The sequence below is a fragment of the Pseudomonas sp. 4CAES_32.4 genome (genome assembly GCF_058136335.1).
Genome location: NZ_CM176882.1, coordinates 1811270 through 1834220, shown reverse-complemented (window position 1 = coordinate 1834220; position 22951 = coordinate 1811270). Strand labels below are relative to the sequence as shown.

Genomic DNA, 22951 nt, shown 5'->3' with positions numbered 1-22951 from the left:
ACATCCTTGAGCAGTAGTCAGGCTTCGACGTTACTCGCCACGCTCGCTTCTAGCAAATGCTCATGCCCAATTGCATCAGCGCCAGACCGCCCTGCTGCCAGCCCCACCACACCAGCGCCAGCAGTGCGGCGCCGAGTGCGCTGATAACCATGCGCGGCCAGAATCGACTCATGCGGCGCTCGCAGCGGCTTGCAGACGCGCGACCGGACGCTCGCGCACCGGCCAGTTCAACGCAGCCGCCAATACACTCAGAAGAATCGCCACCTGCCAGATCAAGTCATAACTCCCGGTACGGTCATACACCACCCCGCCCAGCCAGCCGCCGAGGAACGAACCGAGCTGATGGAACAGGAACACGATACCGCCGAGCATGGACAAATTGCGCACGCCGAACAAGGTCGCCACCGTACCGTTGGTCAACGGCACCGTCGACAGCCACAAGAAACCCATCGCCATGCCGAACAGGTACGCCGACGTGGTGGTCACCGGCAGCCACAGGAACAGCACGATCACCACCGCACGCAGCAGATACAAACCGGTTAGCAGGCGCGGTTTCGACATGCGTCCGCCGAGCCAGCCGGCGGTGTAGGTGCCGAAAATATTGAACAACCCGATCAGCGCCAACACCGTGGTGCCGACACTGGCCGGCAAGTGCTGATCGACCAGATAGGCCGGCAGATGCACACCGATGAACACCACTTGAAAGCCACAGACAAAAAATCCGAAAGCCAGCAACCAGAATCCCGAATGCGAGCAGGCTTCGCGCAGCGCCTCGGAGAGGGTTTGTTCATGACCGAGCACCGGCAACGGTTTGTCCTTGAGCATGCTCACCAGCGGCACGATCAGCGCCACCAGCAGGCCCAGCACCAATAACGCCGCCGACCAGCCGAGCCAACCGATCAGACCCAGCGTGCCCGGCAGCATGGCGAACTGGCCGAACGAACCGGCGGCACTGGCAATGCCCATGCCCATGCTGCGCTTCTCTGGCGGCACGGCCCGGCCGACAACGCCGAGGATCACCGAGAACGAAGTGCCCGACAGACCGATACCGATCAACAAACCGGCGCTCAGCGACAGCGTCGCTGCCGAATCCGACATCCCCATGCATATCAGACCCACGGCGTAGAGCACACCGCCGATCAGCACCACTTTCGCCGCGCCGAAACGGTCTGCCAGCGCGCCGGTAAACGGCTGCGCCAGACCCCAGATCAGGTTCTGCAAAGCGATGGCGAACGCGAAGACCTCACGACCCCAGCCAAACTGCGCACTCATCGGCGACAGAAACAGGCCGAAGCCGTGCCGCACACCCAAGGACAACGCGAGAATCAGCGCACTGCCGACCAACACCCAACCGCACGTACGCCACATCGATGTCATTATTATTCTCCAGTCGCGGGTATATACCCGCTTGAGGTCGGAAAAACCGGCGGTTACGCCAGTTCATCCAGCAATTTGAGCAAGGTTTCACGCTTCTCGGCGCCCAGTCGATCAATCAACCGTTGCTGCGCCGCTTCCCACGCCGGCAATGCATCTGCCAGGCGTTGCGCACCGGTTTCGGTGAGCCGGACGATGCGGTTGCGCATGTCCTCGCCCTCGGCCAGCGCTACCAACCCTTCGCCTTCCAGTACCCGCAAGTTACGCCCAAGGGTGCTGCGGTCCAGGCCCATGGCTTCGGCCAGTTCGGAAATGCTTGGCTGATCGAGACGCTGCAAATTGCACAGCAAAGAATACTGGGCAACGTTGATCCCGAAGCCATCGAGAGCGCCGTCGTAATGCCTGCTGACGCCACGAGCGGCGCGACGCAGGTTGGTACACAAACACTGAGAATCAAGCATGATGCGTGTATATACCCGCGACTGTGTTAAATCAAGTTACAGATGAGTTTACCCAAGAATATTGGCTGCCTGTCAGACCGCTATCGCTGGCAAGCCAGCTCCCACAGGGATTTGTGGAGTCCACAAAATCTGCATCCACCCAAAATAATTGTGGGAGCTGGCTTGCCAGCGATGGGGCCACCTCAGTCAGCAAAAATCTGTCAGACCAGCACCAACCCCACCATCACCACCATTTCCAACAATTCCAGCAACGCCCCCGCCGTATCACCGGTTGTCCCGCCCAGCCGCCGCATCATCACGCGCCGCAGCCAGACAAACACTGCGAGCGAAATCACCAGCGCCACAACTGCGTGAACCCCGGCAATCAGCAAGCAGCTCAGCGCACTCGCCCCAAGCACCTGCCAGCCAGTCTTGCGCGGCAGATGATCGGCCAGCGCCTGCCCCAACCCACCGGCACGCACATACGGCGTGGTCAGAAACAATCCCAGCAACGCCGCCCGCCCGAGCAACGGCACAATGATTAACGCCAGCCCATGCCCTTGCTCGATCAACGCCAACAGTGCCGCAAACTTGAGTAGCAACACCAGCACCAGCGTCACCACCGCAATCGGCCCACTGCGCGGATCCTTCATGATCGTCAGGGTGCGCTCGCGGTCACCAAAACCGCCGAGCCAGGCATCGGCGCTGTCGGCCAGGCCGTCGAGGTGCAAGGCGCCGCTGAGCAACACCCACACCGTCAACAGCAATGCCGCATGCAACAACAACGGCGCGCCGGCCAGCGCAATATTCAGCGCCCAGAGAATCACGCCGAACAGCAGGCCAACCAGCGGATAGAACAGCAGCGAACGCCCCAACTGTTCCGGCTCAGGCATGCCCGGCAGACGAATCGGCAAACTGCTGAGAAATTGCAGGGCGATCCACAGCGGCAACATGTCAGTGACCTTCCTTGAGCGAACCGTCCGCCTCGACCGTCAGTGCAAACAGCGCACCGTGAGCGACTTCGACATTGAGCAGTTGTTCACGCGGCAACCCCCGCGCCTGCGCCAGCAACAAACGCATCACACCGCCATGACTGACCAGCAAAACCCGTTCGCCAGCATAGGCAGCGTGCAGCCGCGCAATGGCAGCCAGAACGCGCGAGGAAAAATCACTGACCGCCTCACCCTGCGGCGGAGTAAACGCATACGGGTCAGCCCAGAACAACCCCAAGGCCTCGGCATCGGTCTCCATCAACGCCACCGCGCTCTGCCCTTCCCACGCGCCGAAGTGCAGCTCTTGCAGATCCTTATCCAACTGCACGAGCAGATTCAGTTGCTCACCGAGCTCAACGGCAAACCGCGCGCAACGCTGCAACGGCGAACTGACAATTCGCTCCCACGGCCCTCCATCCACCACCGCCGAACGCATTTGCGCCCAACCGTTTTCAGTCAGCGCGTCGTCGAGACTGCCGCGCAAGCCGCCACCGAGTTCAGTCTCACCGTGACGCAGCAGATCCAGGCGCAAAGTCATGCCGGGCGATCCGCCACGGCGGCTTCGGCGAAGGTCGCCATCTGCCCGTGCAGGTCGCAGGCCAGACGCAACAGCGGCACCGCCAACGCCGCGCCACTGCCCTCGCCCAAACGCAGACCGAGTTCCAGCAACGGCTCGGCGCCTAAGGTTTCCAACACATGACGATGGCCCGGCTCGGCACCACGATGGCCGAACAACAGCCACTCGCGACAGGCCGGATTCAAACGCACCGCGACCAGCGCGGCGACCGTGCAGATAAAACCGTCGACCAACACCGCAACGCCTTCCTGCGCGCACGCCAGATACGCGCCGACCAACGCCGCAATTTCGAAACCACCGAGGTTGAACAGCGTCTGCAACGCATCGCCGCGCTGGGCTGCGTGCAGCGCCAGTGCGCGCTCGATGACCAGCGCCTTGTGACTGACACCTTCGGCATTCAAACCGGTACCGGGGCCGGTCAGATGCGTCACCGGGCAATCGAGCAAGGCGCAGGCCAGCGCACTGGCCGCCGTGGTGTTACCGATGCCCATTTCACCGCCGATAAACAACTGCGCGCCGGCCGCTTTTGCGCGCAGCACGCTGTCACGACCGGCCTGCAATGCCAGCTCGCCCTGGGCTTGAGTCATCGCTGCGCCCTGGACAAAATTCGCCGTGCCCGCGCCGATGTTCAAGTGACGCACACCCGCCAGGTTCAGCGCTGGATTAACGGTGCCCAGATCGACCACTTCCAGTTGCGCGCCGAGCTGACGCGCCAGCACGCTGATCGCCGCCCCGCCGCTGACGAAGTTGAGCAACATCTGCCCGGTGACTTCCTGCGGGAATGCCGAAACACCTTCCGCGACCACGCCGTGATCGCCGGCAAAAATCGCGATCCAGATTTCTTTCAGCGTCGGCTTGACCTGCCCTTGCAGACCGGCCAGTTGCACCGCCACCGACTCGAGCTGCCCCAGCGAGCCCGCCGGTTTGGTCAGTTGCTGCTGTCGCGCGGCGGCTTGCGCAACGATATCGGCATCCACCGCTTTGCACGGATTGAGCCACCAGGTTTGGGTCATAACGCAGGTCCTTTCAGAGTCAGGGGCAGGCCGGCGACGGTCAGCACGACACGTTGGCAGCGCTCAGCCAGAGCTTGATGCAGCCAACCGGCTTCATCGACGTAGCGGCGAGTCAATTCGCCCAGCGGCACGACACCCATTCCGGTCTCGTTGCTGACAAAAATGATTTCACCCGGCAGCGACGCCAGGCATTCAAGAAGGGCTTCACGCTCGGCGGCGAGGCGTTCGGCATCGTCGAGCATCAGCAGATTGGTCAGCCACAGGGTCAGGCAATCGACCAACAGGCAGCGCTCGGCGCCGGCGGTTTCGCGCAGGACGCGGGCCAATTCCAACGGTTCTTCGATGAGCGCCCATTCGGCCGGGCGACGGGCGCGGTGATGGGCGACGCGGTCGCTCATTTCGCCATCGAGCGGTTGGCTGGTGGCGATGTAGGTGACTGTGAGATTGCTGTCGCTGGCGAGTTTCTCCGCCAGGCGGCTTTTGCCGGAGCGGGCGCCGCCGAGGATTAGTTGGAGCATGGGGTCATCCTGTCAATATGCGGTGTGGCGACCTCAGTCATCGCTAGCAGGGCTAGCTCCCACAGTGGATTTCGGATGGTCATGAATTTTCTGTACGGCTCAGCTCCCTGTGGGAGCCAGCCCTGCTGGCGATGCAGTCGGCTCAAATCCCGCAGAGCTGACGCAACAGCTCAGTATCCAGATGCTGCGCCACCAGATCCGCCAGTCGCTCGATATCGCGCTCGCGCAAGCCGTGGTAATCCACCTCCTGCACATCGTTCAACCCGGCCCAGCGCAACAACGCCGCACTGGCCGCCGGCGATTCGAACAAGCCATGCAGATAGGTGCCGAACACTTGGCCATCAGCACTCTGCGCACCGTCGCAACGACCGTCATCCAGATGCACCGCTGCGTTTTCCAGCGCCGATCCAGTCGTCACGCCGGCATGAATTTCATAACCAACGACCTCGGCGTCTTCCAGCGCCAGCCGCCCGCGCACATTGCGCAGCTGCTTCTCGGCTTCAAGACTGGTTTCAAACGCCAACAATCCCAAACCGGCACTCGAACCGGGAGCACCTTCGAGGCCGAACGGGTCATGCACCTGCTCACCGAGCATCTGCAGACCACCGCAAATCCCCAGCACTTTGCCGCCGTAACGCAAATGTCGACTGATCGCCGTGTCCCAGCCATTGGCACGCAAATACGCCAAATCGCTGCGCACGCTTTTCGAGCCTGGCAGGATGATCAGATCGGCGGGAGGAATCGCCTGCCCCGGCCCGACAAACTGCAGATCGACCTGCGGATGCAGACGCAATGGATCGAAATCGGTGTGATTGCTGATGCGCGGCAGTACCGGCACCACGACTTTCAGCACCCGTTCGGCCTTGTCGGTCTGGCGCTGATCGATGCCATCCTCGGCCTCCAGATGCAGATCCATCACATACGGCAGCACGCCCACCACTGGTTTGCCGGTGCGTTCTTCCAACCAGTCGAGCCCCGGTTGCAGCAAGGCGATGTCGCCGCGAAAACGGTTGATGATGAAACCTTTGACCCGCGCCTGTTCGCTCGGCGAAAGCAGTTCCAGCGTGCCGACCAGATGGGCGAAAACCCCGCCGCGATTGATGTCGGCGATCAGCAGCACCGGGCAGTCCACGGCTTCAGCGAAACCCATGTTGGCGATGTCGCCGGCACGCAGATTGATCTCCGCCGGCGAGCCTGCACCCTCGACCATCACCAGTGGATACGCGGCGCTGAGTCGCTCGTGAGAGGCCAGAACCGCTTTCATCGCGATGGCTTTGTAGTCGTGATACGCCACGGCATTCATCGACGTCACCGCGCGACCATGAATGATCACTTGGGCGCCGGTGTCGCTGTTCGGTTTCAGGAGAACCGGGTTCATGTCAGTGTGCGGCTCAAGAAACGCGGCTTGCGCCTGCACCGCTTGCGCACGGCCAATCTCGCCACCGTCGGCCGTCACCGCGCTGTTGAGCGCCATGTTCTGCGGTTTGAACGGCACGACCGCCACGCCCTGACGGGTTGCCCAGCGGCACAGCGCCGTGACCAGCGTGCTTTTACCGGCATCGGAAGTGGTGCCTTGCACCATCAGGGTGGTCATGGGTTGTCCTTGGTGAAAGCGATTAAAGCCTGTTCCAGACGCGCCTCTTCAGCCGCATCAGCCGGCAGGCCAAAGCGCAGGCTGCTGTTGTGCGTGAAGAGGCGCAGCAGAATGCCGCGCCGGGCCATGAATTCGTACAGCGCTGGCGCTTGATCGGTGATCAGCCACTGAAACAACGCGCAGCCGCCCTGCGGTTTAAAGCCGTAGCGTTCAAGCAGCAGCGCCAGCCGTTCGCTTGCTTCTTCGCTGCGAACCCGCTGGCGTGTGTGGTTTTCAGTATCTTGCAGACACGCCTGACCCAGCACCCGCGTCGGCCCGCTCACTGCCCACGGCCCTACCTGTTCGGCGAGCAATCTGAGCAACTTGCGCTCGGCCAGTACAAAGCCCAAACGCACGCCGGCGAGGCCGAAAAACTTGCCGAATGATCGCAGCACGATCAGCCCGACCTGATGCGCATGAGCCGCCAGGCTCAGATGCGGCGTGTTGTCCATGAACGCTTCATCGACCACCAGCCAGCCGCCGCGCTGCGCCAGTCGCGCATGCCAGTCGAGCAGTCGCGCCGGGCTCAGGCTCAGGCCGGTCGGATTGTTCGGATTGACCACGACCAGCACGTCGAGGTTATCCAGATAAAACTCGACTTCCTGCTCCAGCACTTCGCGCACGATGTAGCCGCTACGACGCCAGGCCTCGGCGTGTTCGGCATAGCACGGCGACAAAACACCAACCTTGCCGGCCCGACGCAGACGCGGCAGCAATTGGATGGCCATCTGCGAACCGGCGACTGGCAGCACCTGCCCCGCACCGTAGTAATCGCACGCGGCCTGCTCCAGACCATCATCGGTTTCCGGCAACCGCGCCCAGGCGCGCAGCGGGATCTCCGGGATCGGGAATGGCCACGGCGCGAGACCGCTGGACAGGTCGAGCCAGTCGGCCTCGGCAATGCCGTAATCGAGTGCAGCCTTGCGCAACCGGCCACCGTGCTCAAGCATAGAATTCAGCCCCCACGCAGAGAATCAGCAGCCATAACCATACCCCGCGCTGAACCAATTGCCAGCCACGGTCGATGGAATCTGCGTCAGCCGCTGCGCCTTCGCCAAGCTGCGGGCGGTCGTGAAGTTCGCCGTGATAAATCGCCGGGCCACCCAGTTCCACGCCGAGTGCACCGGCGCCTGCCGCCATCACCGGGCCGGCGTTAGGGCTGTCCCATTTAGGCGCTTGGCTGCGCCAGCATTTCAAGGCGAGTCGGGTTTTGCCCAGTAGCGCGTAGGTCAACGCCACCAGACGCGCAGGAATGTAGTTCAACACGTCGTCGATTTTTGCCGCCGCCCAACCGAAGCGTTCGAAACGTTCGTTGCGATAGCCCCACATCGCGTCGAGCGTATTGCTCAAGCGATAGAGCACCACGCCAGGCGCACCGGCCACGACAAACCAGAACAGTGCGGCGAACACCGCGTCGCTGCCGTTTTCCAGCACTGATTCGGTGGCGGCACGGGCGACCGCAGTGCTGTCGAGTTCATCGGTCTGACGGCTGACCAGATAACCGACACGCTTGCGCGCCTCGTCCAGATCATCCGCGCGCAACGCAGCAGCGACCGGGGCGACATGCTCGCCGAGGCTGCGCATGCCGAGGGCGCAATACAACGCGAGAATTTCGACAATCCAACCCACGTACGGCGCCCAGGAAAACGCCGTGGCGAGCAGGGTCAGCGGCAGTACCGCAATCACCCACGCAGTGACGCCATGACTGCGCCAGCCGCGCCCACCGGCGTTGAAACGTTGCTCGATACGCCCGGCAAAATTGCCGAACGCCACCAGCGGATGCCAGCGTTTCGGTTCACCCAGCAGCGCATCCAGCGCCACCGCGGCGACACTCAACAACGCCACACTCATTGACTCACTCCCCAATAATTTTCATACAGCAACTCATTGAGCGGCCGCGCCTGCGCCCACCCTTCGAGTACCAGCATCGGCGCCGGATAGAATTCCTTGACCGGGCCCAGGCACAAAACGGCCAGAGGCTTGGCGCCTTCCGGCAGTTTCAGCAGATCGGCCAGCGCCTGCGGTTCGAACAGCGAAACCCAGCCCATGCCCAATCCTTCGGCACGGGAGGCCAACCACAGGTTCTGGATCGCACAGGACAACGAGGCCATGTCCATTTCCGGCAGTGTGCGGCGACCGAAGATGTGTTTTTCGCGATCATCCATCAGCGCGGCGACCAATACTTCGGCGCAATTGTTGATGCCTTCGACCTTGAGTTTCATGAACTCATCGCTGCGCTCGCCGAGGGCTTCGGCGGTGCGGATGCGCTCTTCTTCCACGAGATGCTGGATCTGATTGCGCAGGGTGCGGTCGCTGATGCGGATGAAGCGCCACGGCTGCATGAGGCCGACGCTTGGGGCCTGGTGGGCGGCTTCCAGAAGTCGGCGCAGCAACTCGGGCTCGACTGTGCCGCCGGTGAAGTGGCGCATGTCGCGGCGTTCGGCGATGGCTTTGTAGACCGCTTGGCGTTCGGCTTCGGAGAATGCGTTGTCGGTCATAGCCCCATCGCTGGCGAGCCAGCTCCCACAGGGGATTGCGAACCTTCAGGCATTACACCGCCCATTGTGGGAGCTGGCTTGCCAGCGATGGCGGTCTCAAGGTCGGGTGCAAACAGTGCAGCAATAGCCGCAGGATTCGACGGGAAATAGAAGTGCACATAAGAGGCCGTCATCCGCCCCTCACGATAAACCGCTTCAGCGCCACGTCCGCCATTCGGACTCAAGCCACGCGCAATCGGCGTCAACTCAGTCGTCGTCAGCGAATGATGATACGTGTGGCCGCGCAACGAACCTTCCGGCAAATCCACTGCTTGCAATGCCAACGCCGCCAGACGCTTCTGCATCACCGCGTCGCCTTTAAGCAGCCCGACCAATTCGGCGCGAGTGCCTTCAACGTCCGTCAAAGAGTCGAGCAGATACAACATGCCGCCACACTCAGCGAGCAACGGCTTACCCGCTGCATGATGCGCGCGAATCGCCTCAACCATCGCGGTGTTCTGCGACAGCGCGACGTGATGCAATTCCGGATACCCACCGGGCAGATACACGCTGTCCGCCTCAGGTAATTGCGTGTCGCGGATTGGCGAGAAGAAGCTCAACTCGGCGCCCATCGCCCGCAACAAATCGAGACTTGCACCGTAGGTAAAGGCGAATGCCTCGTCACGAGCGACGGCGATGCGCACGTTTTTCAGCAGCGGCTCGACGGCGATAACATCTGGCGCGGCGAACTCCACGGCCGGTGGCAGCGCTACCTCGCAACTGCTCGCCAGTGCGTCGGCAGCGGCGTCGAGACGCACATCGAGATCATTCAGTTCGCTGGCCTGAACCAGGCCGAGATGGCGGCTCGGCAGTTCGATGCCGGTCTCGCGGGACAACGCGCCGTACCAACGCAAACCTTCGGTAAGGCTGCCTTCGAGCAACTGCGCATGGCGCAAGGTGCCAACGCGGTTGGCCAGCACGCCGGCAAACGGCAGATCCGGTTGATACTTCGCCAGCCCCAGCGCTAACGCACCAAAGGTCTGCGCCATGGCCGTACCGTCGATCACCCCGAGCACCGGCACACCGAAATGCCGCGCCAGATCAGCGCTGGACGGTGTGCCGTCGAACAGACCCATCACGCCTTCAATCAGAATCAGGTCGGCCTCGGCGGCGGCTTCCCACAACAGACGACGACTTTCCTGCTCGCCGACCATCCACATGTCCAATTGATAAACGGGGGCACCGCTGGCGCGCTCGAGAATCATCGGATCAAGAAAGTCCGGGCCGCATTTGAACACGCGCACCTTGCGCCCCTGATTGCGGTGCAAACGAGCGAGTGCGGCGGTAACGGTGGTCTTGCCCTGACCGGAGGCCGGCGCGGCGATGAGTACCGCCGGGCAGTGACGTGGTTGATTCAAAGTTCGACGCCTTTCTGCGCTTTGATGCCGGCCTGGAAGGCGTGTTTGAGCATGCCCATTTCGGTGACCGTGTCGCCCATCTCGATCATTTCCGGCTTGGCCGCCCGACCGGTGACGATCACATGCTGCATCGGCGGACGTGCCTGCAAATCGCTGAGCACCTGATCGAGATCGAGGTAGCCGTGCTTGAGGGCGATGTTCAGTTCATCGAGCACCACCAGACCGATCGATGGATCGCGCAGCAATTCGCGGGACACAGCCCACGCGGCTTCGGCGGCAGCGATGTCACGCTGACGGTCCTGGGTTTCCCAGGTGAAACCTTCGCCCATCACGTGGAAGCGCACTTGCTCGGGGAAGCGGCGGAAGAACAACTCTTCACCGGTGCTGTTGCGCCCCTTGATGAACTGCACCACGCCGCATTGCATGCCGTGGCCCATGGCGCGGGCGAGCATGCCGAATGCCGAGCTGCTTTTGCCTTTGCCGTTGCCGGTCAGCACCAGCACCAGGCCGCACTCGTCGGGCGAGTTGGCGATGCGTTCGTCGATCACGGCTTTTTTGCGCTGCATACGCGCCAGATGGCGTTCGTCGCGCTCGGGGGAATCAGTCATGGGGGAGCTCTCCGTTGAGGCTGGATAACGGCGGGCAGGCACAAGAATAGACGGCAAAAAGCCTGGCATCGCCCACCGTGATGCCGCTGGATGGATCAGGCCGGTCTCCGGGCTCATGAGCGGCACTTGGCCTGACTGCGCGCCTTCCCGCTTGTTTCGAAGCAGTGGCTCAAGGCGCAGCTTTTACTCATTTACCGTTGCGGGGGCAGCGCCGGGATCGTGATCGTTCTTCGCTTGAAGACAACCCTCACCGGCTTCCCTGTTTCACTCTGTCGACCGTGGTCACAGAGCACCTGAAACAAGCCGCGAAGGTTAGAGGGTTGGGGGTGGAGCGTCAATTAAAGAGGGGGCCAGCGGGCGAATAACTGCCGCCGATCAATTATCTGACGCCAATCTTGTGCCACGCTGATACAAATGATATCAAAGAGCCATGCTTTTCTCGGAAAAGCCACTACAACAATAAGGATGATGACGATGCAAGGCATGATCATCAGCAACCCGCGCCTGGAATTCATGCGCCCGGTGCTTGAACGCTGGTTTGACTGTATTGACCGTTACAACGCTGTGCGCGGCGACAGCGACACGCCTTACTGGCATGACGAGAAGGCCAATCTCGGCTTGCTGAGCGCGGCAGCCTGGATGGCCGAACTGGTCACTCTCAACGACACTGCCACGCGCAAACAGAATGAAGAAGGCGAGCGCAATGCTCGCGCCGACCTGTTCCTCGCCGGCGCCGAAGATCGGGCGTATATCCAGGCCACGCAGCGCTGGCCACGGGTGAACAATCTCAACCTGACCCAAGCCCTTCTCGACATCACCAACGATGCCAAACGCATCAGCTTCGCCAGTGATCTGAAGCTCGGCTGCCTGTTTGTCGCCCCGCAAAAGGCCCAACACAGCGCCAGCCCCGAAGAATTGCAGGACGTGGTCGATGACCTGCAAAAGGAACACACCTGTGCGGTCGCCTGGTATTTTCCCTACGCCTACCGCAAATTGCGCAGCGAAGCCGGCAACTATCACCCAGGCATTGCCGTGCTGTTCAAGGAAGCCCGCGGCTGAGCAGTTGAACCATCGGGCTTGCGCCCTCCTCTATGATTAAGAATGCATTCATAGGGAAGATCAGCAATGCGCAAGTCCCAGCTCGCTTTTGTCATCGCCTTCGCCGGAGGGCTCGCCGCCTGCGGTGAGACCTCCAGCCTGCAAGTCTCCGACGGCACCGGCCCAACGCCGAAACTGCCCGAACCGAATAAAACCCTGATCCCGACGGTGAATATCGCCCCGGCGGTCGGCTGGCCCGCAGGTGCCAAACCGACGGCAGCGGCGGGTACGCAAGTCGCGGCTTTCGCTGAAGGTCTCGATCATCCGCGCTGGCTCTATGTGCTGCCCAACGGTGATGTGCTGGTGGCGGAAACCAATGCCCCGCCGAAACCGGATGACAGCAAAGGCATCAAGGGTTGGGTGATGAAGACCGTGATGGGCAAGGCTGGCGCCGGCGTGCCGAGCCCGAACCGCATCACCCTGCTGCGCGACGCCGACCACGATGGCGTGGCCGAAACCCGCACCGTGTTTCTGCAAAATCTCAACTCGCCTTTCGGCATGACACTGGTCGGCAATGATCTGTACGTCGCCGACACCGATCGCCTGCTGCGCTTCCATTACGAGCCCGGCGCGACCGAGATCAAGACGCAACCGATCAAGGTCGTCGATCTGCCCGGCGGTACGCTGAACCATCACTGGACCAAAAACGTAATCGCCAGCAAGGACGGCAACAAGCTGTACGTCACCGTCGGCTCAAATAGCAACGTCGGCGAAAACGGTCTGGATAAAGAAGAAGGTCGCGCAGCGATTTGGGAAGTGGATCGGGCGACCGGCAATCACCGGATCTTCGCTTCCGGTATTCGCAACCCGAACGGCCTGGCGTGGGAGCCTGCCAGCGGTGCGTTGTGGACGGCGGTCAACGAGCGCGACGAAATCGGTAGCGACCTGGTGCCGGACTACATCACTTCGGTGAAGGACGGTGGTTTTTATGGCTGGCCGTTCAGTTATTACGGGCAGCACGTCGATGTGCGCGTCGAACCGCAAAATCTCGATCTGGTGGCCAAAGCCATCGCCCCGGATTACGCGGTTGGCCCGCACACCGCCTCTCTCGGTCTGACCTTCGCCGAGGGCAACACCTTGCCGGCGCAGTTCAAGGAAGGCGCCTTCATCGGCCAGCACGGATCGTGGAACCGTAAACCGCACAGCGGCTACGAAGTGATTTTCGTGCCGTTTAACGGCGGCAAACCGAATGGCACGCCGGTGGATGTGCTGACCGGATTTCTCGACAAGGACGAGAACGCACTGGGTCGCCCGGTGGGCGTGGTGATCGACCAGCAGGGCGGATTGCTGGTGGCGGATGATGTCGGCAACAAAGTGTGGCGAGTTTCGGCCACTCAATAACTTAGTGCCTGGCACAAAACACTGTGGGAGCTAGCCCTGCTGGCGATTGCGATGTATCAGTCAACTCCGACGTGACTGACTCTCCGCAATCGCTAGCAGGGCTAGCTCCCACATTGGATTTCTGAGTAGTTTGAATTACGGGTTATGCGCCAGATGCTCCGGCTGCAATACACGCTTGGCGCTCAGGTAAGCCTTCTGCCAATACGCCTTCGACAGGCTATCGAGCTTCACCGTGCCGCCTGTTGCCGGCGCATGCACAAAGCGCCCTTCGCCGACATAAATCCCCGCATGACTGACTTGTGAGCCGCCATTGGTGGCGAAGAAGACCAGGTCACCAGTCTGCAAGCCTTCCTTACCAACGTTCGGCGCCTGCATCACGATCAAGTCGCGCGTCGTTCTTGGCAGGGAAATGCCCGCCGCATCGCGGTAGACAAACCCGATCAGGCCGCTGCAATCAAACCCCGAATCCGGCGTGTTGCCACCCCAGCGATAAGGCGTACCCACCAGCCCGAGCGCGCGGAACAGCACGTCTTCAGCAGCCGGTGAAAATGATTGCGAGGGGCCGAACACGACCGGGGCGCGCACCACCGGCGCTGGTGGCGGAGTGCGGCTGGCACAGGCGCTGAGCAGCGCTGCGAAAAACATCAATGCGAGGCGGGCCGACATGGTCATAAGCAGAACATCCTGATCTGGCTGCGGCTTTTTCTGCCGAATGGACAGAAACAAAACCGCCTGCGGAGCACGCAGGCGGTTTGCCATCAATATAGATTCAGGATTCTAGCGGCTATACGACAAACTTCAAGTAAGACTTTAACTTCACCTTGTAAAGTATAGGTCTACTCCGTTGCCGGGAGCCTGATTGTCGCCGCGAATGCAGCGACATCGGGGGGAATTACTTGCGAGCGGTAACCACGGTCGGCGCCATAGCGAGTGCACGCTTGGCTTCGATGAAGGTCTTGCTCCAGTAGCTGTCACCCAGGCTGTCGATGCGAACACCGCCGCTGCGACGACTGCTGGAATGGATGAACTGGTTGTCGCCCAGGTAGATCCCGGCGTGGCTGACGCGACCGCGGCGACCGTTGGTGGCGAAGAACAGCAGATCGCCCGGCTCGAGGTTGCCGCGCGAGACCAGCGGCGCATCCACGTTGATCATTTCGCGAGTCGAGCGCGGCAGGTTCATACCGGCTTCTTCACGGAACAGGTAACCGATGAAACCGCTGCAGTCGAAACCGGCTTCAGAGGTACCGCCGAAACGGTAACGGGTACCGATCAGGGACATGCCGCGTTCGAGGATGCTGTCGGCCAGCACAGGAAGCTGATAAGGCTTGCTGCCGTTGAATTCGTTGAGTTCTTTTTCGGTGTCCAGCTCTTCCTGATAAATAACGGAAGACTGGGCAGTAGCAGAATTTTTAACCTGTTGAGACTGCTCTTGAACTGGAGAATGAGCAGCGCAACCAAACAACAGGGTAACAAATGCGAGAGGCACGAGGGGTGCGAAGCGCTTTAGCATGGGCACGACCGTGGTTGATAGTTGTAAAGAAGCCGAGACTATGCCCGCTATCAGCCTCATTTGCAAATTCAATCGATCTTTTTGTGACTTCTCGGTTTCTCGTTTACATCTAAGCGCTTAAGCCCATTTGACTCGAGACGCAGCCTGCCCAACCTGCAGGAAAGCGGATTTTCTGGCGCCTGAATTATGCCGAAATGCGCTGAAAGCCGCGCCGTTACCAGCCTAGCGTTTCCTTCAGGAAGGGAATGGTCAGCTTGCGCTGCGCCTGCAAAGACGCCTGATCAAGCTGTTCGAGCAGATCAAAAAGTGCGCTCATGCTACGGGTGCCGCGGGTCAAAATAAAATGCCCGACTTCATCGGTCAGGTGCAGACCGCGACGCGATGCGCGCAATTGCAAGGCACGTAACTTGTCTTCATCGGAAAGTGGGCGCATCTGGAAAATCAGCGCCATGGTCAGGCGGGATTTCAAATCAGCCAGTTTCACCGGCAATTCACGCGGCGATGTGGCAGCGGCAATCAGCAGACGCCGACCGCTATCACGCAGACGGTTGAACAGATGAAACATCGCCTCTTCCCAGTCAGCCTTGCCGGCAATCACCTGCAAATCATCCAGGCAAACCAGTTCGTACTGTTCTAGGTTGTCGAGGATTTCAACACCGCGATCCATCAACTCGGCCAGCGGCAGATAAACCGCTGGTTCGCCCATCTGCTCGAATCGCAGGCAAGCTGCCTGCAACAGATGCGTTCGCCCTACGCCGTGCTTGCCCCACAGATAGATCAAGCTCTCTGTCCAGCCAGCGTCGGCTTCGCATAGACGCTCGACATAGCCGAGTGCAGCGGCATTGGCGCCTGGGTAGTAGTTGATGAAGGTGGCGTCGTCACGCAGACGCACACCTAGGGGCAGCTGAATCGGTTTCATGCTGACTGAACAGTTCTCAAGGAACCGTTAGTGGCCTCTGTGTAAAGTTGGCGAAGTTTATACCCGTGAAGCTGAGCGCACAATGCGACAGAGTCCAAGCAAAATCAAAGGTTTGCGTTAACACACTGGTTTTATGACAGATTCTCTGGCGCCGGCACCTGCAGGACACGGGCCAACCCGGCTTACACCGGGCTGCCCGCCCCGATCACAACTCAGGCTCGTCCGCCCCACTATAAATCTCGGAATCCTTGTACAAGTCATGGACGTGGCGCACCAGGACCATGATCACCGCAGCCACCGGCAACGCCAGCAACACGCCGGTAAACCCGAACAGCTCGCCGCCAGCCAGAATCGCAAAGATCACCGCTACCGGATGCAGACCGATTCGGTCGCCTACCAGCAATGGCGTCAGCACCATGCCTTCCAGCGCCTGACCGACCATGAATACCGCAACGATTCCGAACATCGGATAAAGATCGCCACCGAACTGGAACAGCCCGGCAATCAACGCCGCGCCAATGCCGATCACAAAACCCATGTACGGCACGATCGCTGCCAGCCCTGCGATCAAGCCGATCAACAGACCCAGCTCAAGGCCGACAATCATCAGGCCTGCTGCGTAGATCACCCCAAGTGCGACCATCACCAGCAACTGACCGCGAACGAATGCACCCAGCACCTCATGGCATTCGCCGGCCAGCGATACAATGGTTGCCTCACGATCACGCGGCAACAGGCTGCGGATCTTGGCCATCATCACATCCCAGTCGCGCAGCAAGTAGAAACTCACCACCGGGATCAGCACCAGATTAGCCAGCCAGCCGATCAACGCCAGGCTGGATGCCGTTGCTTGACTCAGCACCACACTGACGATGTCAGTGGTCTGGCCCATGTGCTCACTGATTGCCGCTTTGACCTTGTCGAATTTCCAGAACCCGTCCGAAAGCCCCAGCTTCGCCTGTGCCCACGGCAACGCAGTGTGTTGCAGCCAGTCGAGCATTTGCGGCGCCAGTTCGTACAAACGCAGCAGCTGTTTAGCGAGCATCGGCACCAGCACCAACAACAGTGCCGTGACGATCAGGGTGAACAAGGCAAACACCGCGATCACGCCCCAGGTTCGCGACAGCCCGAGTTTTTCCAGACGATCGACCAGCGGATCGAACAGATAAGCCAGCAACAGCGCCACCAGAAACGGCGTGAGGATCGGGTGCAGCAACCATACAAACGCGCAAAGCAGGACTACCCCACCGAGCCAGAACCAACGCCGCGTATCGGCCATGTACCACTCCTGTTGCTTCTATATAAGGAAAGACTTACCAGCGAAACCGCAACGACGGCGCCGCGGGTGTCGGGGCCGGAGCCGCGACCGGCGCTGCGCCTGCAACCGCAGGCTGTGGCGCTGAAACCGGCGCTGCGGCTTCCGCCGGCAACTCCTGCAACTTGGCCAGCGACAACTGCGCGCGCATTTGATCGGCGCTGCCATTGACCCGATAGACGATGCGATCGCCATCAACACTTTGCAGACGCACGCCGAACGGTTCGAGTAACCGCAACAGCGCGGCGTAGTGCTCAAGATTCATCCCCTGCACTTCCAGAGTCTGCTGACCTGAAGCGCCGGGCTTGGCAACAAAACGTGGTGCCAGCCGCTCGGCAACCGCCAGCATGACCGCATCCGCGACAGCAGCCTGATCGGCACCCTGCACACTGCCCGCTTCTTTTTGATCGCCGAGCCACAAATGCCACTTGGCCTGCCACTGCCCGCCTTCTTCACGGGCATGCACCGCGAGCAAAGCGTCGGCGTTGTAACGCTCGGACGCGCCGCGCAGAGGGGCTGGATCCGTGCCCTCCAGCGCTGGCGCGGTGGCAACCAGTTGCTCGCTCAGATCCGCCAGCGGCAAACGCAACGGCAATCCGCGATGTTGCGCAGCTCGACGCAAAGGCGCCGCAGCGGCTTGACCGTCGCCGACCAGACTCGAACCTTCAACCGAATCATTCAGCCACCAACTCAGAATCGATGGCCGACTGGCACCCCACACCGACAACCCGGCACGACGCAGCGCCTGCTCGGTAGACGACGGATCGAAATCGACCTTCAACACCTCCGGCGGCCCGGCATCAAAACCGAACTGACTGATGATCTGCTGCGGATCCTTGCGAACCGCCGCCAGCCCGGGGTTTTGCGCAGCCTTCGGATCGCCGGTCAAGCGCAACACCAGCGTGTCGAGCGCCGCCTGCGTGGCGCGATCACGCTCCTCCGGGGCCTGGCCGTTGACCGGTTCACGCACTTGATAGAGGCCTTTGAGATTTTCGGCGTGACTCGCCAGGCTGAGCAGAGACAAACAACCCACAAACAACAATTTACAAAAACGCATGGAGAATTCCCGTCGACAAGAGCGGCTGGAACAGGCCGCGTGAACCGGTTGAGCAAGGCTGTGACAATCTGCCAGCACCAAACATTCACCCGGCGGCGATAAGTTTTTGCACAGTGATAACGATAGACGGTTAATTGCCACACCTTATACAGGCACCCGCAGGCCTTAATTGCAAAAAATTTCCCGAGATATGGCCCTGCCCGTCGGTGCGAGGATGGCCGCTGCCCCTCAAGCCTGATAAAATCGCGCGCCTTCGCAGACCGGCAACAGCCGGGCCCATCGAAACTCGCGTGAGGCATTCGTCCCCTCGATTTCGAAGTTCCCGCTGAACTCGGTCGTTACCCCTGAATCCCCTCCCCTAAAGGCCTGGATCATGAGCAAGCAACCCTCCCTGAGCTACAAGGACGCCGGTGTAGACATCGACGCCGGTGAAGCATTGGTCGAACGCATCAAGAGCGTCGCCAAGCGCACTGCGCGCCCGGAAGTCATGGGCGGCCTGGGCGGTTTCGGCGCCCTCTGCGAAATCCCGGCCGGCTACAAGCAGCCAGTACTGGTTTCCGGCACCGACGGCGTCGGCACCAAGCTGCGTCTGGCGCTGAACCTGAACAAGCACGACAGCATCGGCATCGACCTGGTTGCCATGTGCGTGAACGACCTCGTCGTTTGCGGCGCTGAGCCATTGTTCTTCCTCGACTACTACGCCACCGGCAAACTCAATGTCGAGACCGCGACTCAGGTCGTGACCGGCATCGGCGCTGGCTGCGAACTGTCGGGTTGCTCGCTGGTCGGCGGCGAAACCGCTGAAATGCCTGGCATGTACGAAGGCGAAGACTACGACCTGGCCGGTTTCTGCGTTGGCGTCGTGGAAAAAGCGGAAATCATCGACGGCTCGAAAGTCGCCACCGGTGACGCGCTGATCGCTCTGCCATCGTCCGGCCCGCACTCCAACGGCTACTCGCTGATCCGCAAGATCATCGAAGTCTCCGGCGCCGACATCGAAAACACCCAGCTCGACGGCAAACCGTTGACCGACCTGCTGATGGCCCCGACCCGCATCTACGTGAAGCCGCTGCTCAAGCTGATCAAAGACACCGGCGCCGTCAAAGCCATGGCCCACATCACCGGTGGCGGCCTCCTCGACAACATCCCGCGCGTTCTGCCAAAAGGCGCTCAGGCCGTGGTTGACGTAGCAAGCTGGACTCGCCCGGCTGTGTTCGACTGGCTGCAAGAGCAAGGCAACGTTGACGAAACCGAGATGCACCGCGTGCTGAACTGCGGCGTCGGCATGGTCATCTGCGTGGCTCAGGAACACGTTGAAGTCGCGCTGAACACCCTGCGTGACGCTGGCGAGCAGCCATGGGTCATCGGCCAGATCGCGGCAGCCGCCGAAGGTGCCGCTCAGGTTGATCTGCAGAACCTTAAGGCTCATTAATGTCCGCAACCTGTGATGTCGTGGTGCTGTTGTCCGGCACCGGCAGTAACTTGCAGGCTCTGATCGACAGCACGCGGACCGGCGACAGCCCGGTTCGCATCGCTGCGGTGATTTCAAACCGCGCCGACGCCTACGGCCTGCAACGCGCCAGTGATGCGGGTATCGCCACCCGCTCGCTGGATCACAAGGCATTCGAAGGCCGCGAGGCCTTCGATGCTGCTCTGATCGAACTGATCGACGAATTCAAACCGAAACTCGTGGTGCTGGCCGGCTTCATGCGCATTCTCAGCGCTGATTTCGTTCGCCACTACCAGGGTCGTCTGCTCAATATTCACCCGTCGCTGCTGCCCAAATACAAAGGGTTACACACTCATCAGCGCGCGCTGGAGGCCGGCGACACTGAGCACGGTTGCTCCGTGCACTTCGTCACCGAGGAACTCGATGGCGGACCACTGGTCGTACAGGCAGTATTACCGGTAGAGTTGCACGACACGCCGCACAGTCTCGCGCAGCGAGTGCATATTCAGGAACACCTGATCTACCCGATGGCGGTACGCTGGTTTGCCGAAGGCAGACTGGCACTCGGGGAACACGGTGCCTCACTGGATGGCCAGTTACTCGCCGCCAGCGGCCACTTGATTCGAATCTAGGAGATATTATGCGTCGCGCCCTGCTCTTCGCTTGCGCTCTGCTCGCCCTGCCCTTTGCGCAGGCAGCGGACCTTCAACCGTTCTCCGCCAGCTACACCGCCGACTGGAAGCAGTTGCCCATGAGCGGCACCGCTGAACGCAGCCTGACCAAGGAAGCGAACGGCGTCTGGAAGCTCAGCTTCAAGGCTTCGATGATGATCGCCAGCCTGAACGAAGAAAGCACCCTTACCCTGGACAAGGACACCTTGTTGCCGCAGTCCTACCACTTCGAACGTGGCGGTCTGGGCAAAGCGAAAAAGGCTGATCTGGATTTCGACTGGAACAGCAAGATGGTCACCGGCACCGACCGTGGCGACGCGGTGAAGATCCCGCTGAACCGTGGCATGGTCGACAAGTCCACCTACCAACTGGCCCTGCAGCATGATGTGGCCGCTGGCAAGAAGACCATGAGCTATCAAGTGGTCGATGACGGCGAAGTCGATACCTATGACTTCCGCGTACTGGGTTCGGAAAAAGTCGAAACCAAGGCTGGCAAGATCGATGCGATCAAGGTCGAGCGCGTACGCGACCCGACGCAAAGCAAGCGCATCACTGTGCTGTGGTTCGCCAAGGATTGGGATTATCTGCTGGTTCGCCTGCAACAGGTTGAAACCGACGGCAAGGAGTACAACATCATGCTCCAGGACGGCACCGTCAACGGCAAAACCGTTAAAGGCAGCTGATCCACCGCCACATCAAAAAGCCCCGCGAAATGCGGGGCTTTTTTTCGCCTGCAATCCCACTAGAGCTGCATGCAAAACCTGTAGGAGTGAGCCTGCTCGCGATTGCGGTCTGACATTCAGTGAATGTGTGGACTGAGATTCCGCTATCGCGAGCAGGCTCACTCCTACAGGGTATTGCGTTGTTCAGACTGAAAACTTCGCCACCATACTGTTCAAATCCACCGCCAACCGCGACAACTCCTGACTCGCCGCACTGGTCTGATTGGCCCCCGCCGACGTCTGCATCGCCAGATCGCGAATGTTCATCAGATTGCGATCTACCTCGCGCGCGACCGCCGCCTGCTCTTCCGAGGCGCTGGCGATCACCAGATTGCGCTCGTTGATCAAAGTAAACGCCGAAGCAATCTCCTCCAGCGCCACACCCGCCGCTTTGGCCAGCTCAAGGGTCGAACGCGCCCGGACATTACTCTGCTGCATCGAATTCACCGCTGAATCGGTGCCCTGCTGAATCCCGCCGATCATCTGCTCGATCTCTTGCGTCGATTGCTGCGTGCGATGAGCCAACGCCCGCACCTCATCGGCCACCACCGCGAAGCCACGCCCGGCATCACCGGCGCGCGCGGCTTCAATTGCAGCGTTCAGCGCCAGCAGATTGGTCTGCTCGGCAATCGAGCGAATCACATCCAGCACCTTGCTGATGCCGTGAACCTTCTGCGCCAGATCTTCCACTTGCGTGGCATTGGACGTGACATCCTCAGCCAGAAATTCGATTGACGTCACAGTCTGCTGAACCTGCTCGCGCCCATGCTGGGCAATGCGGTCAGACTCGCGCGACGCTTGCGAAGTCGCCACCGCATTGCTCGCCACCTCTTCAACGGCAGCGGTCATCTGATTCACCGCCGTGGCCGCTTGCTCGATTTCCAGGCTCTGCTGATGCAACCCGCGAGTGGCGTCTTCGGTGACACAACTGAGCTCCTCGGAGGCCGACGCCAATTGACTGGACGATTCAGAGATCTGGCGAATGGTGTCGCGCAAGTTATGCTGCATGCTCTTGAGCGCCTGCAGCAGTCGCGCCGGCTCGTCCTTGCCAGAGATGCTGATATCACCGGTCAGATCGCCTCCTGCCACCACCTCCGCCACACCCAACGACTGCGCCAGCGGCAGCACGATGCTGCGCGTAAGCAACAGCGCCAGGCCAATGGTGATCAACGCAGTGATGCCGATCATTACTCCGACCCACACCCGCGAATTGATAAACACCAGCCGCGCCGCTTCGGTGGCGAGATTGGCATTGTGCTTATTCATTTCGACCAGTTCGCGCAGGATGACGGCGATTTCATCCGCCAACGGACTCATCTGACTATTGAGAATGCTCGCCGCTTCCTCGACCCGATTCTGCGCTGATAACTGCATGACCTGCGCCTGAAACTCCAGATACTGGTGCTCGGCAACTTTGAAGCGGTCGAACAGTTTGCGCTCCTCGGGCAGCACAATCAGCACGTCATAGCGCTGCTGCGCCTCACTGAGCACACCCCGCAACTCATTGAGCTTGGCAACGTTCTGTTCAAGGGCTTGCGGATCGCGATTGAGCAGCAGGCGCATGGTCAACGCGCGCAGGCGCAGCATGTCCTGGCTCATCTCACCGACCGCCATCACGCTCGGCAGCCAGTTGTTGTCGACCTCGTCGGACTGCGCGCGCATGTTCGACATTTGCAGTAAAGCAAACGCCCCTAAGGCAAACACCATCAACGCCAACAAGCCAAAACCGAGGCTGGCGCGCGGGGCAATATTGAGACTACGGATACTCATTGCGCTGGTTCCTTCCAAAAGCGCTGCATCAACCTGCAGCTGGTTGCT

Annotated in this window: 24 protein-coding genes, 1 pseudogene and 1 riboswitch; of the genes and pseudogenes, 5 read left to right on the top strand and 20 right to left on the bottom strand. The window is 60.7% G+C overall.

Annotated features, from left to right (window positions below; translation table 11 throughout):
• Positions 1-49 precede the first annotated feature (49 nt).
• From AC3Y64_RS08330 to cobO, 13 genes are all read right to left on the bottom strand, one after another.
• Positions 50-172 carry a hypothetical protein gene (locus tag AC3Y64_RS08330; protein WP_256585511.1) on the bottom strand — a complete coding sequence of 41 codons (123 nt, stop codon included), beginning with the start codon at positions 170-172 and terminating at the stop codon, positions 50-52.
• Entirely contained in the window at positions 169-1377 is a 1209-nt protein-coding gene (locus AC3Y64_RS08325; RefSeq protein ID WP_489987084.1) for an MFS transporter, read from the bottom strand. Before AC3Y64_RS08325 ends, AC3Y64_RS08330 begins: the two co-directional genes overlap by 4 nt.
• Before the next feature lie 53 nt (positions 1378-1430).
• On the bottom strand, positions 1431-1835 hold the full coding sequence (locus tag AC3Y64_RS08320; protein ID WP_158958483.1) for a MarR family winged helix-turn-helix transcriptional regulator: 405 nt from the start codon (positions 1833-1835) through the stop codon (positions 1431-1433).
• A gap of 200 nt (positions 1836-2035) precedes the next feature.
• Positions 2036-2767 (bottom strand): adenosylcobinamide-GDP ribazoletransferase, encoded by a 732-nt coding sequence (locus AC3Y64_RS08315; protein ID WP_489987083.1) that lies wholly within the window; start codon positions 2765-2767, stop codon positions 2036-2038.
• Position 2768: 1 nt separating this feature from the next.
• Positions 2769-3344 carry an alpha-ribazole phosphatase family protein gene (cobC, locus tag AC3Y64_RS08310; protein WP_489987082.1) on the bottom strand — a complete coding sequence of 192 codons (576 nt, stop codon included), beginning with the start codon at positions 3342-3344 and terminating at the stop codon, positions 2769-2771.
• Positions 3341-4396, bottom strand: coding sequence for a nicotinate-nucleotide--dimethylbenzimidazole phosphoribosyltransferase (gene cobT, locus AC3Y64_RS08305; protein WP_489987081.1), 1056 nt, complete (start codon positions 4394-4396; stop codon positions 3341-3343). The genes cobC and cobT overlap by 4 nt, the downstream gene beginning before the upstream one ends.
• A complete protein-coding gene (gene cobU, locus AC3Y64_RS08300; protein WP_158958491.1) occupies positions 4393-4914 on the bottom strand; it encodes a bifunctional adenosylcobinamide kinase/adenosylcobinamide-phosphate guanylyltransferase in 522 nt (173 codons plus the stop codon). Before cobU ends, cobT begins: the two co-directional genes overlap by 4 nt.
• Positions 4915-5056: 142 nt before the next feature.
• Positions 5057-6508: a cobyric acid synthase gene (locus AC3Y64_RS08295; protein ID WP_489987080.1), complete on the bottom strand. Its 1452-nt coding sequence runs from the start codon at positions 6506-6508 to the stop codon at positions 5057-5059.
• Positions 6505-7497 carry a threonine-phosphate decarboxylase CobD gene (gene cobD, locus AC3Y64_RS08290; RefSeq protein WP_489987079.1) on the bottom strand — a complete coding sequence of 331 codons (993 nt, stop codon included), beginning with the start codon at positions 7495-7497 and terminating at the stop codon, positions 6505-6507. Before cobD ends, AC3Y64_RS08295 begins: the two co-directional genes overlap by 4 nt.
• Positions 7490-8398 (bottom strand): adenosylcobinamide-phosphate synthase CbiB, encoded by a 909-nt coding sequence (gene cbiB / locus AC3Y64_RS08285; RefSeq protein ID WP_489987078.1) that lies wholly within the window; start codon positions 8396-8398, stop codon positions 7490-7492. The genes cobD and cbiB overlap by 8 nt, the downstream gene beginning before the upstream one ends.
• Positions 8395-9045 carry a 5,6-dimethylbenzimidazole synthase gene (bluB, locus tag AC3Y64_RS08280; RefSeq protein ID WP_489987077.1) on the bottom strand — a complete coding sequence of 217 codons (651 nt, stop codon included), beginning with the start codon at positions 9043-9045 and terminating at the stop codon, positions 8395-8397. Before bluB ends, cbiB begins: the two co-directional genes overlap by 4 nt.
• Complete coding sequence (locus AC3Y64_RS08275; RefSeq protein WP_489987076.1) at positions 9042-10442, bottom strand: cobyrinic acid a,c-diamide synthase CobB; 1401 nt, start codon at positions 10440-10442, stop codon at positions 9042-9044. The genes bluB and AC3Y64_RS08275 overlap by 4 nt, the downstream gene beginning before the upstream one ends.
• The gene (gene cobO, locus AC3Y64_RS08270; RefSeq protein WP_003223053.1) at positions 10439-11050 is read right to left on the bottom strand and encodes a cob(I)yrinic acid a,c-diamide adenosyltransferase; all 612 of its coding nucleotides are present in this window, start codon (positions 11048-11050) and stop codon (positions 10439-10441) included. The genes AC3Y64_RS08275 and cobO overlap by 4 nt, the downstream gene beginning before the upstream one ends.
• 81 nt (positions 11051-11131) lie before the next feature.
• Positions 11132-11362, bottom strand: a riboswitch (cobalamin riboswitch).
• A 162-nt stretch (positions 11363-11524) separates the two neighbouring features.
• Between cobO and AC3Y64_RS08265 the strand changes: the two genes are divergently transcribed.
• Together AC3Y64_RS08265 and AC3Y64_RS08260 are read left to right on the top strand one after the other, a co-directional pair.
• A complete protein-coding gene (locus tag AC3Y64_RS08265; RefSeq protein WP_489987075.1) occupies positions 11525-12109 on the top strand; it encodes a hypothetical protein in 585 nt (194 codons plus the stop codon).
• Between the two features lie 66 nt (positions 12110-12175).
• Positions 12176-13489 (top strand): PQQ-dependent sugar dehydrogenase, encoded by a 1314-nt coding sequence (locus tag AC3Y64_RS08260; RefSeq protein ID WP_489987074.1) that lies wholly within the window; start codon positions 12176-12178, stop codon positions 13487-13489.
• A gap of 135 nt (positions 13490-13624) precedes the next feature.
• Here AC3Y64_RS08260 and AC3Y64_RS08255 read toward each other — a convergent pair whose 3' ends face one another.
• From AC3Y64_RS08255 to AC3Y64_RS08235, 5 genes are all read right to left on the bottom strand, one after another.
• Positions 13625-14161, bottom strand: coding sequence for a C40 family peptidase (locus AC3Y64_RS08255; RefSeq protein ID WP_489987073.1), 537 nt, complete (start codon positions 14159-14161; stop codon positions 13625-13627).
• Between the two features lie 220 nt (positions 14162-14381).
• The gene (locus AC3Y64_RS08250; protein WP_489987072.1) at positions 14382-14999 is read right to left on the bottom strand and encodes a C40 family peptidase; all 618 of its coding nucleotides are present in this window, start codon (positions 14997-14999) and stop codon (positions 14382-14384) included.
• 214 nt (positions 15000-15213) lie between these two features.
• Positions 15214-15918 (bottom strand): DnaA regulatory inactivator Hda, encoded by a 705-nt coding sequence (gene hda / locus AC3Y64_RS08245; protein WP_064390943.1) that lies wholly within the window; start codon positions 15916-15918, stop codon positions 15214-15216.
• A 205-nt stretch (positions 15919-16123) separates the two neighbouring features.
• Positions 16124-17197 carry an AI-2E family transporter gene (locus AC3Y64_RS08240; RefSeq protein WP_489987071.1) on the bottom strand — a complete coding sequence of 358 codons (1074 nt, stop codon included), beginning with the start codon at positions 17195-17197 and terminating at the stop codon, positions 16124-16126.
• A gap of 34 nt (positions 17198-17231) precedes the next feature.
• Positions 17232-18290 carry a DUF2066 domain-containing protein gene (locus AC3Y64_RS08235; RefSeq protein WP_489987070.1) on the bottom strand — a complete coding sequence of 353 codons (1059 nt, stop codon included), beginning with the start codon at positions 18288-18290 and terminating at the stop codon, positions 17232-17234.
• 373 nt (positions 18291-18663) lie between these two features.
• Between AC3Y64_RS08235 and purM the strand changes: the two genes are divergently transcribed.
• Genes purM through AC3Y64_RS08220 form a run of 3 tightly spaced genes read left to right on the top strand, consistent with a single transcriptional unit; the run spans position 18664 to position 21094 of the window.
• Positions 18664-19722, top strand: a complete 1059-nt coding sequence (purM, locus tag AC3Y64_RS08230; RefSeq protein ID WP_489987069.1) for a phosphoribosylformylglycinamidine cyclo-ligase — start codon at positions 18664-18666, stop codon at positions 19720-19722.
• Entirely contained in the window at positions 19722-20372 is a 651-nt protein-coding gene (gene purN / locus AC3Y64_RS08225) for a phosphoribosylglycinamide formyltransferase (RefSeq protein ID WP_489987068.1), read from the top strand. The genes purM and purN overlap by 1 nt, the downstream gene beginning before the upstream one ends.
• Positions 20373-20380: 8 nt before the next feature.
• Positions 20381-21094, top strand: coding sequence for a DUF3108 domain-containing protein (locus tag AC3Y64_RS08220; protein ID WP_122593510.1), 714 nt, complete (start codon positions 20381-20383; stop codon positions 21092-21094).
• A gap of 183 nt (positions 21095-21277) precedes the next feature.
• Here the strand turns inward: AC3Y64_RS08220 and AC3Y64_RS08215 are convergent, their stop codons facing one another.
• Together AC3Y64_RS08215 and AC3Y64_RS08210 are read right to left on the bottom strand one after the other, a co-directional pair.
• On the bottom strand, positions 21278-22399 hold the full coding sequence (locus AC3Y64_RS08215; protein WP_489987934.1) for a methyl-accepting chemotaxis protein: 1122 nt from the start codon (positions 22397-22399) through the stop codon (positions 21278-21280).
• Positions 22400-22423: 24 nt separating this feature from the next.
• A pseudogene (locus tag AC3Y64_RS08210) lies at positions 22424-22840 on the bottom strand (MCP four helix bundle domain-containing protein); the annotation flags it as partial.
• Between the last annotated feature and the right edge of the window lie 111 nt (positions 22841-22951).

Coding starts and splice junctions, on each gene's coding strand:
- AC3Y64_RS08330 (WP_256585511.1), bottom strand. CDS start 172: ATGAGTCGATTCTGGCCGCGCATGGTTATCAGCGCACTCGGCGCCGCA.
- AC3Y64_RS08325 (WP_489987084.1), bottom strand. CDS start 1,377: ATGACATCGATGTGGCGTACGTGCGGTTGGGTGTTGGTCGGCAGTGCG.
- AC3Y64_RS08320 (WP_158958483.1), bottom strand. CDS start 1,835: ATGCTTGATTCTCAGTGTTTGTGTACCAACCTGCGTCGCGCCGCTCGT.
- AC3Y64_RS08315 (WP_489987083.1), bottom strand. CDS start 2,767: ATGTTGCCGCTGTGGATCGCCCTGCAATTTCTCAGCAGTTTGCCGATT.
- cobC (WP_489987082.1), bottom strand. CDS start 3,344: ATGACTTTGCGCCTGGATCTGCTGCGTCACGGTGAGACTGAACTCGGT.
- cobT (WP_489987081.1), bottom strand. CDS start 4,396: ATGACCCAAACCTGGTGGCTCAATCCGTGCAAAGCGGTGGATGCCGAT.
- cobU (WP_158958491.1), bottom strand. CDS start 4,914: ATGCTCCAACTAATCCTCGGCGGCGCCCGCTCCGGCAAAAGCCGCCTG.
- AC3Y64_RS08295 (WP_489987080.1), bottom strand. CDS start 6,508: ATGACCACCCTGATGGTGCAAGGCACCACTTCCGATGCCGGTAAAAGC.
- cobD (WP_489987079.1), bottom strand. CDS start 7,497: ATGCTTGAGCACGGTGGCCGGTTGCGCAAGGCTGCACTCGATTACGGC.
- cbiB (WP_489987078.1), bottom strand. CDS start 8,398: ATGAGTGTGGCGTTGTTGAGTGTCGCCGCGGTGGCGCTGGATGCGCTG.
- bluB (WP_489987077.1), bottom strand. CDS start 9,045: ATGACCGACAACGCATTCTCCGAAGCCGAACGCCAAGCGGTCTACAAA.
- cobO (WP_003223053.1), bottom strand. CDS start 11,050: ATGACTGATTCCCCCGAGCGCGACGAACGCCATCTGGCGCGTATGCAG.
- AC3Y64_RS08265 (WP_489987075.1), top strand. CDS start 11,525: ATGCAAGGCATGATCATCAGCAACCCGCGCCTGGAATTCATGCGCCCG.
- AC3Y64_RS08260 (WP_489987074.1), top strand. CDS start 12,176: ATGCGCAAGTCCCAGCTCGCTTTTGTCATCGCCTTCGCCGGAGGGCTC.
- AC3Y64_RS08255 (WP_489987073.1), bottom strand. CDS start 14,161: ATGACCATGTCGGCCCGCCTCGCATTGATGTTTTTCGCAGCGCTGCTC.
- AC3Y64_RS08250 (WP_489987072.1), bottom strand. CDS start 14,999: ATGCTAAAGCGCTTCGCACCCCTCGTGCCTCTCGCATTTGTTACCCTG.
- hda (WP_064390943.1), bottom strand. CDS start 15,918: ATGAAACCGATTCAGCTGCCCCTAGGTGTGCGTCTGCGTGACGACGCC.
- AC3Y64_RS08240 (WP_489987071.1), bottom strand. CDS start 17,197: ATGGCCGATACGCGGCGTTGGTTCTGGCTCGGTGGGGTAGTCCTGCTT.
- AC3Y64_RS08235 (WP_489987070.1), bottom strand. CDS start 18,290: ATGCGTTTTTGTAAATTGTTGTTTGTGGGTTGTTTGTCTCTGCTCAGC.
- purM (WP_489987069.1), top strand. CDS start 18,664: ATGAGCAAGCAACCCTCCCTGAGCTACAAGGACGCCGGTGTAGACATC.
- purN (WP_489987068.1), top strand. CDS start 19,722: ATGTCCGCAACCTGTGATGTCGTGGTGCTGTTGTCCGGCACCGGCAGT.
- AC3Y64_RS08220 (WP_122593510.1), top strand. CDS start 20,381: ATGCGTCGCGCCCTGCTCTTCGCTTGCGCTCTGCTCGCCCTGCCCTTT.
- AC3Y64_RS08215 (WP_489987934.1), bottom strand. CDS start 22,399: ATGAATAAGCACAATGCCAATCTCGCCACCGAAGCGGCGCGGCTGGTG.